The 15,110-nt window shown below is 51.9% G+C and carries 12 protein-coding genes; 3 read left to right on the top strand and 9 right to left on the bottom strand.

The genetic code is table 11. The features are described from left to right. Window positions 1-204: 204 nt before the first annotated feature. The 9 genes from PP769_RS10330 to PP769_RS10290 all read right to left on the bottom strand — a co-directional run bounded on the left by PP769_RS10330 (window position 205) and on the right by PP769_RS10290 (window position 8,879). Complete coding sequence (locus PP769_RS10330; protein ID WP_312639970.1) at window positions 205-561, bottom strand: DUF6979 family protein; 357 nt, start codon at window positions 559-561, stop codon at window positions 205-207. 236 nt (window positions 562-797) lie between these two features. Beyond that, a complete protein-coding gene (locus tag PP769_RS10325) occupies window positions 798-1,268 on the bottom strand; it encodes a hypothetical protein (protein WP_312639969.1) in 471 nt (156 codons plus the stop codon). A gap of 318 nt (window positions 1,269-1,586) precedes the next feature. Beyond that, on the bottom strand, window positions 1,587-2,138 hold the full coding sequence (locus PP769_RS10320) for a hypothetical protein (RefSeq protein ID WP_312639968.1): 552 nt from the start codon (window positions 2,136-2,138) through the stop codon (window positions 1,587-1,589). Window positions 2,139-2,493: 355 nt separating this feature from the next. Then, window positions 2,494-3,492, bottom strand: coding sequence for a quinone oxidoreductase family protein (locus PP769_RS10315; RefSeq protein WP_312639967.1), 999 nt, complete (start codon window positions 3,490-3,492; stop codon window positions 2,494-2,496). 93 nt (window positions 3,493-3,585) lie between these two features. Next, window positions 3,586-4,575, bottom strand: coding sequence for a hypothetical protein (locus tag PP769_RS10310; RefSeq protein ID WP_312639966.1), 990 nt, complete (start codon window positions 4,573-4,575; stop codon window positions 3,586-3,588). Between the two features lie 187 nt (window positions 4,576-4,762). After that, window positions 4,763-5,467: a class I SAM-dependent methyltransferase gene (locus PP769_RS10305; RefSeq protein WP_312639965.1), complete on the bottom strand. Its 705-nt coding sequence runs from the start codon at window positions 5,465-5,467 to the stop codon at window positions 4,763-4,765. A 385-nt stretch (window positions 5,468-5,852) separates the two neighbouring features. Next, window positions 5,853-6,308 (bottom strand): cupin domain-containing protein, encoded by a 456-nt coding sequence (locus PP769_RS10300; RefSeq protein ID WP_312639964.1) that lies wholly within the window; start codon window positions 6,306-6,308, stop codon window positions 5,853-5,855. A 391-nt stretch (window positions 6,309-6,699) separates the two neighbouring features. Next, the gene (locus PP769_RS10295; protein WP_312639963.1) at window positions 6,700-8,163 is read right to left on the bottom strand and encodes an ATP-binding protein; all 1,464 of its coding nucleotides are present in this window, start codon (window positions 8,161-8,163) and stop codon (window positions 6,700-6,702) included. Beyond that, window positions 8,160-8,879, bottom strand: coding sequence for a response regulator (locus PP769_RS10290; RefSeq protein ID WP_376753435.1), 720 nt, complete (start codon window positions 8,877-8,879; stop codon window positions 8,160-8,162). Before PP769_RS10290 ends, PP769_RS10295 begins: the two co-directional genes overlap by 4 nt. Window positions 8,880-9,197: 318 nt before the next feature. On the opposite strand from PP769_RS10290, the gene PP769_RS10285 reads away from it, so the two are divergent. The 3 genes from PP769_RS10285 to PP769_RS10275 are packed head-to-tail and all read left to right on the top strand — an operon-like array spanning window position 9,198 to window position 15,030. Next, window positions 9,198-10,628, top strand: a complete 1,431-nt coding sequence (locus PP769_RS10285; protein ID WP_312639961.1) for an efflux transporter outer membrane subunit — start codon at window positions 9,198-9,200, stop codon at window positions 10,626-10,628. 27 nt (window positions 10,629-10,655) lie between these two features. Next, the gene (locus PP769_RS10280; protein WP_312639960.1) at window positions 10,656-11,879 is read left to right on the top strand and encodes an efflux RND transporter periplasmic adaptor subunit; all 1,224 of its coding nucleotides are present in this window, start codon (window positions 10,656-10,658) and stop codon (window positions 11,877-11,879) included. Next, window positions 11,869-15,030, top strand: coding sequence for an efflux RND transporter permease subunit (locus PP769_RS10275; RefSeq protein WP_312639959.1), 3,162 nt, complete (start codon window positions 11,869-11,871; stop codon window positions 15,028-15,030). The genes PP769_RS10280 and PP769_RS10275 overlap by 11 nt, the downstream gene beginning before the upstream one ends. Window positions 15,031-15,110 lie beyond the last annotated feature (80 nt).

Here is a 15,110-nt window from a genome sequence, read left to right as displayed (position 1 = left end):
TGGGATCTGATTCTGCCCAGTTTTTTGACTGTGAAGACTGAATTTTGCGCTGCAGGCCGTAGCTATTATCCTTGTGACCTTGATTGAGTCTGGCCTTCGGTGAATAAGACCAATGCTATTTTCACTGCCCCTTGTTCACTTTGTGCTGGCGTCTCTTTAAATTTCTTCAGATAGCGGTTTTGAACTTTACCCCAGAGCTTTGCTTTAGACCACACTCCCCCCCCCACCATGTTCACCACGCTTTCGTTCCAGCAGATCCAGCGCGAAGACTGCATAAGTCGCGTTCTTCCCTAGTTTTTCATTAATTCTTTCGAGTGTCCAGTTTTGAAAACCCTTCCCACTGTTGGAAATACGGCCTAATCGCCATAAACCATATGCGGCATACTTGGGACATTCTTTCGAACCTGAATTGTCACTATTGCCTCCTAAATCTTTGTATGTCTTTAACCAAAATTTACTCCATGTCTCCATGTCGTCGTTTCCCACGGCATTATTTCTTTCCATGGTTCCTCGCACCCAACGTGTAAGAGGGATTTTATATAATACTTCCGCCATTTTCATCTGATCCTTTACTTTTGAAGATGTGTTCCCAACTGACGGCGCTGGTGCTGGAAAAAGAGGCAAAGGTCTTAATTAATTGGACAGTGTGGCTTTTTGCGCGGGTTAGGTAAAGACTTTGTTAGGCGCTGAGCCTCCGAAAGAATCGGTAAATATAAAATAGTCATTATTATATATTTGGAAGTGCGTTAATGAAACTTCTGCGCAAAATTGCTTCCCGCCTTTAGGAACATACCATTTCATTGCCCTGATCGGTTCGAAGCAATTTCAGATAGAATCTTTCGCACTTCGGCAAGCCAGCTCTCAGGAGTGGCCCAGGCATTAGCTTTTCCCTCGATCTGGATTATGTGATAACGAAATTTGCTTTTTGTCAGATCTTTCTCCATGCGGGTTTTCAAAAACTGACAATGGTCAATCTGAATCCCGCCCATGTCTCCTATAATATGTATCAAAACAATTGGTCTTTCTTCGTGATGTTCTAAGCACCACCTCCAGTACTTGATTAGATTGTTGATCGCTCGGGGCGCATCGTCATCTTCTATAAATAGTTTTCCAGATTCTTCAAATTCGTAACAAAAGTCGGCTCGACCAATACAATCCGAGAGCCTAAGTGGGAACTCTCGTGGGCTCTTTTCCGGATCGCGGAAGAAACCGCTCCAGCAGTCATCCTTAACCAAATTGTGGATCTCATTTTTATAAGGATAACTCATACCTTTTTCCTTCTCTTTTTTTAAAATCGCATTTGAGTAGCGGGTCAAAAGCTCATCTGTTCGAACCGCACGTTCGGCTTCAGCAGACTACTGGAGATCTGCCCCTGCCGCGGGCTGATTTCAGCTGACCGCTCACCAATTTTCCCTCCATCCCACTTCAAGCAGGAACGGCCACCCTCATTCCTTTTTGCCTATGGTCCGCGGCCTGCGGTCCACTAAACGTTGTGATGTTAACAGCGCTTGACCACGACCAACCGGAACAGCAGCGCTGGAAGGGAGCGGACAAGCGTCCTGAACACACTGTTAGAAAACATTTTTTCAATCCTGCCCTACCCAATAAGGAATGAGGGTACCTTCCCGCTCAAAACGTCTCCGACAACGCGCATCTCTAACGCGAATTCCTTTTTCGACGCGTTCTACTGCCTCTGCGTCCCGCATAATTTCGACGTCGACAGCCTTTTTCAAAGCTTCTGCGTTGCCCAAGATCCCCCTAGGTTGGGTCTTCGAATCGCCATCTGCAGTTACAAGAATACTGCAATACTTCGCCGCATTAAATACGATTTCGACGTCATTGCGCTTGTTCTGATCATCTGCCCCTTCGGGGAATAGAATCCTCTCGATTGTCGCTAACATTTTTCGCTCTTGTGATGTAGAGGCTAACGTTTCGGAGTAAATAGAATTGAGCGCTTTCGCCGCCCGCCGTTCGTTTCCGCCTGCCATAGCTTCGGTTTGCGCAACCTCAGCCATCTCCAGCATTATCACATCATTGGCTGCCCACTGTTCCAGCCGATTCATATGCTCCAAATTTTGATTCGCATTAATCCGATTTGTGTCTATGTGAAATCTCAATCCGATAAATCTCTGATTCATTTCCGTGAGCTTCCGTTCTTGCAGTTCCTAACTAGCATTAGACGGACCCGCATAAGCTGCGAACCTGCGACTTCCGGTCTGTATACCTCACCATCGTTTTTCCTGAATACGCGATCTTCAGAGCCACCTCAGGCAATGGCTGTGCGTGTGCTCCTTAATTTCAGTGTCTTATGCGGATCAGCATAACCGCCCTCTTCGCTAGCCTCAACGCTCATTCACCGGGTTGAAATAAACAAGACAAATTCTTGATCAATCAACGAAATAAAGCAAGTTGTCGTTCTATAATTACAAAAACGGAATTGTCATCAGATATCGTCTTCTCACAACTGACGACAGGGTGTGAGTCGGCCTGTTCTTAATCAGCTACCTGCACCAGCACTTTTCCCATTGGCCCCTGGGCCAATCGGTCAAACCCCGTCTTCACCTCCTCGAAAGGGACAATGGTGTCCACCTGTGGCCGCTGCCCCATGGCATCCAATCGACCGACAATGTGTTCCCACGCCGCGAACGCTTCCTGAGCGGTAAAGTCTCCAACCGAGACCCCGCCTATTCGATTCCGGCGGAAAAACAGGGTCGCCGTGTTGAACTTCGGCACCATTCCTCCGCTCCGGCCGACGACGCTGATCCGCCCGCCGTGTCCAAGCAGAGCCACCACCTGAGGAAGCAGTACGCCTCCCACGTTATCCACCGCGAGATCGACTTTACGCGGGCTCAGTGCCGCCGTCACCATTTCAATGAGGTTGTTGTCCATGGGATCAAACACGAAATCAGCGCCTAGCTGCTTTAATTTGGCCCTCTTTTCCGCGCTACGCGACAGGGCCACTACCGTGAGATTCATCGATTTTCCTAGCAGCACGGAAGCCACACCGACACCACCGGAGGCGCCCGTCACAAGCAAGATAGTTTTTGAAGATGGCGGTGCCGGAGGATCGGCCCATTGAGTCAACGCTTGCCAAGCGGTCAAAAAGACCAACGGCGCCCCGGCCATCTCTTCATCCGACCAGCCAGTAGGGATACGCGCCACACTTTTGGCCGGAACAACCACCTTCTCAGCAAGCGTTCCCCACTGCTCTACACCCACCTCGCAACGCAAAATCCCAACGGTCTCGCCTACCCACACGCTTTCGACGCCGGTCCCTACCGCGATCACATCACCCACCCCATCACGCCCAAGAATGTGAGGCAGCGATGGATTGGCCGGGTACATCCTGCGCGCAAGGAAGGCATCAGCCGGGTTCAGTGCTGCAAATTTCACTCTCAGCAGCACTTGTGCCGGACCCGGCTGTGGATCCGGCACTTCACCGAGCCGCATTTTTTCAACACCTTCATAGCCATCCATCAACCACGCACGCATATGCTCACCTCCTCCTGTCACACACTTTCTTAACTATCGTGTTTTGCTAACTCATTTTTCCTATCATAATTTAAAATCATTGGCAGCCGGCAGTTATGGGTTAGTCTTTGTCTTATTTATAGCGTTCGTGATGGCTTCTTCCAGAGCTTTTTTCAAATCTGACTTTCGATCAACGAATGTCGTGGAAAGTACTTCAAAGGCAATACCAGGGTCCTCGCTGTCAGAAACAACAGCCGTAATATTAAAGGCCTCATTCTTTAACGCATTGTCATCAAGACTCGCACTTGCGCCGGTTCCCTTGAGCAGATCTTGGTCATAATGCTTCCCAATTTCCAACCGCCCCATATCATGATGAAAGACGGCAAACGCCTTGTCTTCCTCAATCTCCCCGGCCTTCTTCTGGGCCGTAGTACTTAAGGCGAGCGCGAGTCCTAAATGTTTTTCTCCCGATCCATGATTTTTCGCCACTGAATCGGCATAGCTGAGATACACTGGGGTTAGGGTAAGAGATCCAGATTTCTTTCCTCCATCATTTTTGATTTTTGATTCTACTTTCAGTTCCAGATAGAAGGCTGGGTAATCTTGGAAACCTAGTTTTGGGTAAAGAAAAACGAGTTTATCATCCGTGGGGGTAGGGATGTTTTCAGGTTCGCCTAGGAGACCACGTACGATTCCAATACACCTGATTTTTTCTGGTGTGATATTCGCCGTTCCGGCAGCACCAAAACTTCCTGATAGCCCTTTTTTATATTCATCTATTGCCGCATTGATGCTTTCTATAAAATAGGTTGCAGCAAATGAAACTCCCGCAACGATCAGCGGTGCGGCCAAGACTGCAGCGGCCAGATTCTTATTGCCATCCTTCTGCCCAAAAATTGCCTCAAGTTCCCCGTCGCTAAATTCGGTCAGGCAACCTCTGGATTTTTCGACGTTTGGTAAAGCGGCGTCAGGGATGGCAAATATGACGGTTCCAAATCTGGAATCAGCCGCCGTAGTTTTTAATCCGGTGTAGGTTCTTTTGTCGTAACTGGAACATCCGGTCAAAACCATAAACATGAGCAGACAAACAAGTTGACGCATCATACTTTCACCTGTGGTTGTGATTAGTTTCATTTGATATGACTCACGGCTACTGGTTGCCTTCATCGGAGCCACTCTCGAGTTCTTCCTCCGTGGGTACGACCCACCGCTAATCCAACTCTCTCGATATCCACAAATCGTTTAATCTGGATTCCTATTTCGTCCAATGCTTTCAGGAGACTGCACTCCCTTATTGGGACTTTTTAGCGACGGCAGATACCCAGGCTTGAGCAAACATGCCGGATGGGTCTTTGGCCCACCTCCGAAGAGTTGTCGCGTGACGACTAAACCCCTTTTTTTCAAGTTGAAGGGCAAGATACTCTCCGATGAATTCTAAGGATGGGTAACATTCGTATCGTGCCGCAAGATGTATTTCTGTAAACCCCGCATCCTGAAGAAGAACACCCAAATTCTTACCAATCCGTAGATTACCGCCATTCGCCTGCTGAAGATCAGCATAGGCTGTTACGGCACCCTCCAGCTCAGCCGAGGGAGGAGAAAGTAACCACCCATCGGAATCTGGACTGCAAACACCAAGCATTCCATCCATTTTTAATTTATGAAAAGCCTCCCTTAAGGCAGCCACTGGATCGGCAAGATGTTCCATCAGCGCATGACAAAATATCCGATCAAATGATTGTTCTGTGAATGGCAGTTCGTAGCATGACCCTATCTGAAAATCCACGTTCGACACACCGGCCTCTTCCGCATGCTTGCGCGCCTGCACCACCTGAGATTCGCTGTAATCAATTCCCGTGCCCTTCCCCGGAGCAACCAGTCTGGCAATATCAACACTGATTGTTCCGGGACCACACCCTAGATCCAACACATCGTGGTTCGCACTCAGAAAGGGGGCAAAAAACCGGCCGTGCGATTCCAGGCTTCGTGTTGCCATAAAGTTGATAGCGTTTCGTGTATGACCCGGAGTGTAGACCTCTGATTTCATCGTTTTCCCGACAATAATATACGCTTCCCGCTCTGTGGGTGGATAGATTGACTATCTTCCATCCGGTGACCCTTTCCTTACACTTACATTTTCAGCTGGGCTTTGATTGACAAAAAACCGTAGGTTTTTGGCATAGGTGATCTTCCAAAGGAAAAAATATATTCGTGTGTGTGATAGTACGTTGCACCCGGCCGCCCGAGTGAGATAGCGTCCTCGATCTATCGGTTTCATATCGAAGCCTGAATTCTGGTTATCCCGGGTGGGCATTTTTGCCTGAGTGATTTGAATAACTTGAAATCCCAATAGCACCCATCCACGTATTAACTTAGTTCTGCTATACCTCCACTTGGTTTGCGACGGTGACGCCGTTTTCCTTGAGAACCTCCAGCACCTTTGGAATGTCTGGAGGGCCCGGGGGTATTTCATTGTTGAATGCGGTGAACATTCGGGTGGCCATGCTGCCCTGGCCGGTGAGTTCGAACATCTCTCCGCCGCCTGGGCCGTAGCGAAAGCCGTGCACGGTACCGGCAGGTACATGCACCAGCGTGCCCGGCAGGCACATGACCGTTTTGTCGTCATAACTGAATTCGATCTGTCCTTTAAGGACATAGAAGGACTCGTCCCAGGCGTGACTATGCAGAGGCGGACCCATTCCTTCATCGCCTTGCTGCAGAGTGATCTCATAGCCTTGTGTTGCGTCGTTTGACGCAAGCACGGTCACCTTCGTGCCAATCACATTTAAAGCGGGGGCGTAGTTATCCGGTGAGACAATAAAGGGTTGGGGCTTCATGGCGTTATGACCTCCAGTGGATCAATTAAATGGTTAAAAATTGCAGTAGAAAAAATCAGCTGGGAATTCTTCGTCAACCGACAAAATAAGTCAAGATCCGGCGCTAAAAACAAGGAAGCGGGAGTTATTAGGGACTTGGATTCTGGATGGTTTCAAGAGCCAATAAGTGAATATTCTTAATTGCACGGTTAGGCCTGGCAGGCTGTTGAAACACGCAAAATTCTTCTGAGAGCTTATCGGGATTCAAAATTTTACTTTTCTGATGAGCGAAGCAGGATGTTCAAAAAGGCAGTCCTGTACTGAGTCTGCTCGAAGGAAAGGCCGTAGCGGCTTGGACGTCATGAGCCCGGCAAAGGCAGAAACGCGGCTTGCGGATTTTTTCAACACCCTTCTAGGTCTGGTCGGCAGCTTGCGGAAGCGGAGATGCCGGCAGATGGATCGTCACCGTTAAGCCCCCGCCCGGGAGGTTGGCCAAACTGATGTCCCCGCCATGATTGCGAACGATGGATCGGGCGATGGCCATGCCGAGGCCGATGCCTCCTGTTTGTTTATTGCGGGATTCCTCCAATCGCACAAACGGCTGAAAGACCCGTTCAAAATCCTGCTCCGGAATTCCCGGACCACTATCTTGAATCACAATCTGAAATTCCGTGTCATGCTGTCGAAGCTTGACCCCAACCCGTCCTCCATAGCTCACGGCATTTTCAATGAGATTTCTGAGGGCCCGTTTTAGGCTGATAGGGCGACAGGTGCATGGCGTTTTCTGCGCGCTCTCGAAATTCACATCCATGCCCATATCAGCCAGGTCCTGACAAAGACTATCAATTAGGGCACTGAGATCCACCGAACGCGATACCTCCGTCGAGGCCTCGTCCCGGGCGAAGGCCAGCGTGGCTTCGGTCATCCGTTGCATGTCATCCAATGTCTCCAACATCTTGCCTTTTGCTTCCTGATCCTTCATCAATTCCACTTGCAGTCGAAGAGAGGTAATGGGAGAGCGTAAATCGTGACTGATGGCCGCCAGCATTCTCGTGCGATCCTGGACAAACCGTTGCAGTCGTTCGTACATGCGGTTAAATGCCCGGATGGTCTGCTGAATATCGACGGGACCTTCTTCCGGGATGGGGGTGATGGATTCCCCGCGACCAACCCGCTCCGCAACTTCCGTGAGTTGTTGAAGCGGACGCGTGAGACGTTGCACCATGAACACCACAATCAGGCAGATACTGCCACCGGCAAGCCCCATCGAAATGAGAGTCGGCAGCGCCCAGCGGCCAAGGGATGGGGTGATCCCCATGCCGGCATTCAGCCATCGGCCATCCTGGAGACGCGCGGAAATCAGCAGCCCTGGGGCATCATATTCAGAGAGCGGTAGAGGAAAGGACGGGCCGGATGCCTTACTGCGTAAAATGGAAGGTTGAACACCTTTCGGCGCCTCCCCTATGGTCTTTTTCCAAGACCCGTCCTGTGGGGGAAGCATGAACCGCAGTTCAGACACATCATTCTTGCTGAGCAAATCCGTGAGACGACTGATCCACTCATGGTCGCCTTGTTGCATGGCTTGAGGAATCTGACTGGTATCCGACAACCAGTAGTACAATTTCCGTGAACTGGCGGCTTGGACCATGCGATCGTGCAAACCGGATGGACTGTGTTCAATGAGATCGATGAGAGAAGCGGTTCGTTCGAGAATTTGAGTCCGCTCGACAGATCGAATCGCCGCACGACGTTCATCGGTAAAAATAAGGAAGTTGGCCACTTGCGCAATGACGAGGGCCGCGAGCAGAAGGGCTATCATCTGGCTGGTCAGCCGTTTCGGCAACACCCGTCTGAAAATGTGCAGACCCGATTTCATTGTAATGTGACCTCTGCGGTAAATGTGTATCCCCCTCCCCACACGGTTTTAATCAGGGAAGGAAGCTTGGGATCGATTTCAATCTTTTTTCGCAACCGGCTGACCTGATTGTCGATACTGCGATCAAACACATCGCCCGCGCGATGGCGGGTGAGGTCGAGTAATTGATCACGAGTCAACACCATGCGTGGATGATTCAGGAACACCGTCAACAGCACGAATTCCCCGGTGCTGAGCGGAATGGCCACGCCATCCTCTCCGACGAGTTCTCGTTGCGAAACCTGTAAGACCCATCGGTCGAATTGAATGGTTTTTTCCGCAATGCGCCGTTCTTTCCATGGAAGACTATTCGCCCGCCGGAGCACGGACTTGATTCGTGCCAACAATTCCCTGGGATTAAACGGTTTGACGACATAATCATCCGCACCCATTTCCAACCCGATCACGCGGTCCGTTTCTTCCGCCATGGCCGTGAGTAAAATAATGGGAATGTCCTTTGTTTCACGTAAATGACGGCAAAGAGAGAGACCGTCTTCTCCCGGCATCATGATATCCAGCACAACGAGGTCGATGGCGCTGGTCTCGAGAATTTTCCGGGCCTCCGCCGCGCTTCCAGCCGTACTCAGCCGAAAGCCCTTTTGCGTGAGATAGTTTGAAAGCGGATTGCGGATATCCGGTTGATCGTCAACAACCAGGAGATGCGGTAACGAATCCATATGGCTCATCAAGATCACCCTTCTTCATTATTATGACGCCGGAACGGGGAGTGAGGGGAAAAAAATTGTATCAAAGTTTGTCAAAACAGAATTCTGTCAGGTTTTCTTACAAAAAAGAAGGATGGGGAAAAAATTCAGGGAAATATCCCGGGTATACTAACCGAACAGAGAAGTATGGGGGTGAAACGGTTGGATGGATCGTGTTCGTCCCCAGGACCCAATAAAAGGACGTTCTTCATCTTCGGTCCCATAACGTTCAGACAAGTATCATCCATAAAGGAATCAGAAATTATTTTCCCTCGTCATTCGCAACTTCGTATGAATACCCTCCAGTATTGTCGCGCTATCCTCACAGGAATTTTCCTGATGCTGTTAACCGGGTGTCTGTTCGACCCACAACCCATTGAATTGAAGATTCAGCCGCCCGATTCGTTTTCCCATTCCGGCCAGCATGCGTTACCGGACAAATGGTGGGAAGCCTTTGAAGACGAGGCCCTTGACCGGCTGATTGAACGCGCGCTGGAAGACAATCCGACGCTGTTGGCCACCTGGGACCGCCTGCGGCAGGCGGAAGCCATCGCCGTGCGTGATGGAGCTCCCCGGTTTCCATTCTTAAACGGAAACAGTACTGCCAGCCGGAGTCGCAGTGATTTAGGCACGCAGACCGATCGTTTCGCTGTAGGAGTATCGGTGGCCTATGAGCTGGACCTGTGGGGACGGGTACGAGCATTTGGAAGCGCGGCGAACTTCGACGCGCAAGCCAGTCAGGCCGACCTCACGGTTGCCGCGATCACCTTATCAAGTCAGATGGCGAAAACCTGGTATAACCTGCTTGAACAACGAGGCCAACTGGCTTTGCTGGAGAAACAGATCTCGACCAATGAGAAAGTTCTTCAATTGGTCACCTTGCGGTTCCGACAGGGCGTGGCCGCGGCGGCGGACGTTCTGCGACAGAAACAATTAGTGGAGCAAACACGTGGAAAAACCAAAGACGTCCACGCGCAAATCGGCACGCTGACCCATCAACTCGCCATTCTTCTTGGGAAACCTCCCAAATCTCTGGTTATCCCTGACGATCCTGTGCTGATAGACCTTCCCCCATTGCCGAGTACCGGCCTACCGGGAGAGCTCATTCAACGGCGTCCTGATGTGCAGGCCACGTTTTATCAGGTACAGGCGGCCGATGCGCGTGTCGCGGCCGCCATTGCCGAACGTTTCCCGCGCATTGATCTTGCCGGGTCGATAACCACAAATCTCACCCCAACCCTGACCAGCGGAGCCTTTGCCGTTGCTCCGGGAGGACTGTTTGCCAATTGGTTAGCCACCGTATCAGCACAAATCGTCGCACCGATCTTTAATGCGGGGGCGCGGGCAGCGCAGGTCGATCTCTCCAAAGCCGCTCGGTCCGAAGTCCTTCACAACTACGAATTCACGGTACTTCAAGCCTTCCAGGAGGTCGAAAATGCCTTGGTTGGTGAAACACAACAACGGGAAAAAACAAACAGTCTGGAAGATCAGTTCCACATCGCCACCCAGGTCATCGAACGCTTGCGAGCCCGTTATCTTAATGGTGCAACCGCCTACCTGGACGTACTCAATGCTCTGAACAGTCAACAGGAGCTTGAACGCGAGATCCTGACCGCCCGACGGACGCTCATCGATTTCCGCGTTGATCTGGCCAAGGCTCTGGCCGGTGGCTGGCCCATGACCAAACCTGAAATCCGGGGATTAACCATTTCCAACGGATAGGCTTTTTTCTCGAAACGCTACCAAACCATGTCATCCCCATCCTTTTCCAAAAAATGTCTGATGGTCTTGAAGGCTGTACTGCCGATTCTGATCCTGGTGCTGGCCGGAGGCATCGCCTTTTCGATCGTCAAGAGCGCCCCACAGCCTGAACGTCATCCCAAGCCCAGACAACCCCGGCTGGTAGAAACGATTGCAATCGATGTGACCAAACAGACTCTGACTATAGAGGCTTGGGGACAAGTCCAACCTGTGCATCAAATCACGCTCCGATCACAGGTGAACGGAAAAATCATCGCTGTCAACCCGGAACTCGTTCCTGGCGGTCGTTTCGCCGCACAGGAAACCATTCTTCGTTTGGAACCAGCAGATTATGTGCTGGCTGTCCGCCAGCGCCAATCCGATCTGGCGAAAGCCCGCGTGGCACTTCGCCTCGAGGAGGGCAACCAGGTCGTCGCCAAACAAGAGTTCGATTTATTGGGTGCCACGATCAACGACCAGGAAAAATCCCTGGTCCTTCGTTTGCCGCAGCTAGCCGCGATGAAAGCCGACGTGGATGCCGCCGCGGCTGCCCTTCAATCCGCGAAGCTCTCGCTGTCCCGCACCGTCATCAAAGCCCCGTTCGAGTCAACCGTCGTTAGCCGTCACATTGATTTGGGTACCTATGTGACGACCACCTCAGATCTCGTGACGATTGCAGGAACGAAAGAATATTGGGTCGAGTTAGCGGTCCCCATGGCTCAGTTACGTTGGATCACGATTCCTCGCACACCTGATGAACCAGGGTCCACAGTTAAACTCTTCCAAGAAAATGTGTGGGGAAAAGACAAATTCCGGACGGGCCGGGTGGTCCGGTTGCTGACCGATCTTGAACCCAACGGGCGAATGGCCAGGCTTCTGGTTGCCATACAAGATCCGCTGAATCTTGAAGAACGGCATGCGCAGTTGCCTCGCGTGCTGCTCGGCTCGTATCTTCGCGCGGAAATTCAAGGGCAGGAACTCACCAGGCTGGCCAAAGTCGATCGTCGCTGGATCCATGACCAGGACACCGTGTGGCTGATGAATACAGACAATACGCTGGCCATTCGTCAGGTAACGATCGCCTATCGTGGCCAACATGAGGTCTTTATTTCAGAAGGCCTGGAAACGGGAGACCGCTTAGTAGTCACCGACATTTCCGCTCCCACGGATGGGATGCCCATTCGCTTGAATAACAGTCGTTCCGACACACCAGTGACTCCCCATGGAACCTAACCCTTCCACGACTCCCCCTCACCGGGAATCCGGCCCTCTGGCCTGGATGGTGCACAACCGGATTACGCCCAACCTGCTCATGTTGACGTTACTGCTGGGTGGACTGTTTATGGCCTCCCACATTAAGCAGGAGGTCTTTCCCGAGTTTGAAGAAGACACCGTTACCATTACGGTCCCCTTTCCCGGCGCAAGTCCCGAAGAAGTCGAACAAGGGGTGATTCTGGCGATTGAAGAAGGGGTTCGCGGACTTGAAGGGGTGAACGAGATCCGGGCCACCGCCGGTGAAAACCAGGGAACGGTCATCGTCGAACTCCTCGCCAACTCCAACAATCAAAAAGTTTATCAGGACATTCAGCAGGCGATCAGCCGCATCGTGACGTTTCCCGAGGATACGGAAAAGCCGAGTGTCACATTGGATACCCGCCGTCGCGACGTCCTGACGCTTCAGTTGTATGGTGACGTTTCGGAATGGACCCTTCGTGAGGTCGCCGAACAGGTTCGGGATCGTCTCTTACAAGAACCCGGCATTACCCAAATCGACCTTGAAGGCGCGCGAGCGTATGAAATTCATGTGGAGGTGTCTCAAGAGGACCTCCGGGCCTATGGACTGACATTGGAGGACATCGCACAAACCATAGCCGCGACCGCGCTCGATCGATCGGGTGGAAGCGTGGAAACCTCCAGCGGAGAAATTTTGTTGCGCGTGCAGGAACGACGGGATTGGGCCTCGGACTTTGCCGACATCCCCATCATTGCCAACCAAACGGGAACGCTCTTGCGTCTCGGAGATATCGCCCACGTGTCGGAAGGATTCCAGGAAAGCGAAACGTATGCCACATTTAACGGGGTACGTGCCATTGGCATCGAAATCTTTCGAGTGGGAGATCAAACCCCGATCGGTGTGTCGGAAAGCGCACGCGCCGCGATGGACCGTATTATTCCTGATCTGCCGGCCTCCATCCATTACACCATTCTCAAAGACCGGTCGGAAATCTATTATCAACGGCTTACGCTTCTGCTGAAGAATGGATTTCTCGGATTGTTGCTGGTCCTGGCTATTCTCACCCTGTTTCTGGAATACAAACTGGCGTTCTGGGTGACGGTGGGGATCCCGACGTCATTTCTGGGGGCCATGCTCTTTCTGCCGGCCATGGACGTGTCTATCAATATGGTGTCCCTCTTTGCATTCATAATTGCGCTTGGGATTGTCGTGGATGATGCCATTATTGCGGGGGAAAACATTTATGAATACCGGCAACGCGGCAAATCCTTCAGCGAGGCAGCCATCCTGGGGGCACGGGATATTGCCATTCCCATCAGCTTCAGTATTTTGACGAATATCGTGGCCTTCCTGCCGCTGATGTTCATGCCCGGATCCTTCGGAAAAATCTGGGCCGTGATTCCCGTGGTGGTCTCGACCGCCTTCATTATTTCCTGGGTCGAAGCCTTATTCGTCCTTCCCGCTCACCTGGCACATTCGGGCGCCAAACCGACCGGCACCATCGGCAGAACCCTGCATCACACCCAACAACGGTTCAGTGCATGGTTTTCCCGATTCGTCGAACGGACCTATGGTCCTTTTCTCCGCCGGGCCATTACTCACCGCTACTTGACGATTGCCATCGGGTTCGGGATTTTTGCCATTGTGCTGGCCTATCCATTCAGCGGACGCATGGGCTTTATTCTCATGCCCACTGTTGAGGCTGATTTTGCCAAGGCCTCAGCCGCGCTTCCTTTTGGAAGTCCTCCCGAGGAAATGATCCGGGTCCGGGACGGGTTAATCCGTTCTGTGCAAGAGGTGATCGACCAGTATCCGGGACAACATATTACCAACGGCACCTTTGCGCTGGTGCTGGAAAACACCATCGACGTTCGCGCCTATTTGCCGGATGCGAACCATCGTCCCCTTAGCACCAGCGAATTGACCACCCTCTGGAGGGAACACACGCCGGATTTCCCGGGAGTGGAATATCTGCGATTTGAGGCGGATAGCGGGGGACCGGGGCGCGGGGCCGGGATCAGTGTTGAACTCAGCCATCGGAATATTGACATGCTCGATAAGGCGAGCACCGATTTGGCCGACCGTCTGGCTGAATTCGGCAGCGTCAAAGACGTGGACGACGGGTATTCTCCAGGGAAACCCCAACTGGACTTCCGCATCAAAGAGGAGGCCCGCAGCCTCGGTCTCACCGCCGGGGATATCGCCAGACAAGCCCGCAACGCGTTTTATGGATCGGAAGCCCTTCGCCAGCAACGAGGGCGGAACGAGATCAAAGTACTGGTGCGATTCCCGGAGTCGGAGCGCTCGAGCGAATACCACGTGGAAAATCTGGTGATTCGAACGCCTGCCGGTCCACACGTGCCGCTGTATCAGGTTGCGACGGTCGAAAAAGGCCGGGCGTTTCGGGAAATCACCCGTCGAGACGGACACCGCACCGTGACCGTCACCGCGAATGTCCAACCCGCAAAGGAAACCAACCTTGTCCTGAATAAACTGAAAAGCGACGTGCTTCCGGCCCTGCTTCGTGATTATCCCGGCCTCAGTTACAGCTTCGAAGGACGCCAGGCCGATATGCGAGATGCCCTTCAGAGTTTTCTCTATAGTTCGACACTGGCATTGATCCTGATTTATGTCCTGCTGGCCGTCCCGTTTCGTAGTTACCTTCAACCGGCCATTGTGATGACATCCATTCCGTTCGGGTTGGTTGGTGCGGTGATCGGGCATATGATTATGGGCTACAACATCAGCATCATCAGTATGATGGGGATCATTGCGCTTGGCGGAGTGGTGGTCAACGATTCGTTAATCATGATCGACTATGCCAATACCAAGCGGCGGGAAGGAAATAATGCCTTTGAGGCCATCTGCCAGGCGGGCATCCGCCGGTTCCGGCCCATTCTGTTAACCACCCTCACCACCTTCGGCGGATTGGGTCCCATGATTTTCGAAACATCCCGTCAGGCCCGGTTCATGATTCCCATGGCCATTTCACTGGGATTTGGAATTCTCTTTGCCACCGCCATCATGCTCGTGCTTATTCCCTGTCTCTATCTGGTCGTGGAGGATGTGTTGGGCATGTTCACCGCTACGGTCAACTCACCTTCCCCGGTCCAAGTTCCAAATGAACCGGAAGGCATCGTCGCGGAGTGAGGGAGGGTCTATTTTAGTAGCCAAAGCGCACTCCCTTTATCAGCAGATTTCTGAAACGGTAAATGTGGAACTGTTTTCGT

This window comes from Candidatus Nitrospira allomarina (genome assembly GCF_032050975.1).
GTDB lineage: Bacteria > Nitrospirota > Nitrospiria > Nitrospirales > UBA8639 > Nitrospira_E > Nitrospira_E allomarina.
This window is presented reverse-complemented; position numbering and strand designations above follow the sequence as displayed.

Coding starts and splice junctions, on each gene's coding strand:
- PP769_RS10330 (WP_312639970.1), bottom strand. CDS start 561: ATGAAAATGGCGGAAGTATTATATAAAATCCCTCTTACACGTTGGGTG.
- PP769_RS10325 (WP_312639969.1), bottom strand. CDS start 1,268: ATGAGTTATCCTTATAAAAATGAGATCCACAATTTGGTTAAGGATGAC.
- PP769_RS10320 (WP_312639968.1), bottom strand. CDS start 2,138: ATGAATCAGAGATTTATCGGATTGAGATTTCACATAGACACAAATCGG.
- PP769_RS10315 (WP_312639967.1), bottom strand. CDS start 3,492: ATGCGTGCGTGGTTGATGGATGGCTATGAAGGTGTTGAAAAAATGCGG.
- PP769_RS10310 (WP_312639966.1), bottom strand. CDS start 4,575: ATGATGCGTCAACTTGTTTGTCTGCTCATGTTTATGGTTTTGACCGGA.
- PP769_RS10305 (WP_312639965.1), bottom strand. CDS start 5,467: ATGGCAACACGAAGCCTGGAATCGCACGGCCGGTTTTTTGCCCCCTTT.
- PP769_RS10300 (WP_312639964.1), bottom strand. CDS start 6,308: ATGAAGCCCCAACCCTTTATTGTCTCACCGGATAACTACGCCCCCGCT.
- PP769_RS10295 (WP_312639963.1), bottom strand. CDS start 8,163: ATGAAATCGGGTCTGCACATTTTCAGACGGGTGTTGCCGAAACGGCTG.
- PP769_RS10290 (WP_376753435.1), bottom strand. CDS start 8,879: ATGGATTCGTTACCGCATCTCCTGGTTGTTGACGATCAACCGGATATC.
- PP769_RS10285 (WP_312639961.1), top strand. CDS start 9,198: ATGAATACCCTCCAGTATTGTCGCGCTATCCTCACAGGAATTTTCCTG.
- PP769_RS10280 (WP_312639960.1), top strand. CDS start 10,656: ATGTCATCCCCATCCTTTTCCAAAAAATGTCTGATGGTCTTGAAGGCT.
- PP769_RS10275 (WP_312639959.1), top strand. CDS start 11,869: ATGGAACCTAACCCTTCCACGACTCCCCCTCACCGGGAATCCGGCCCT.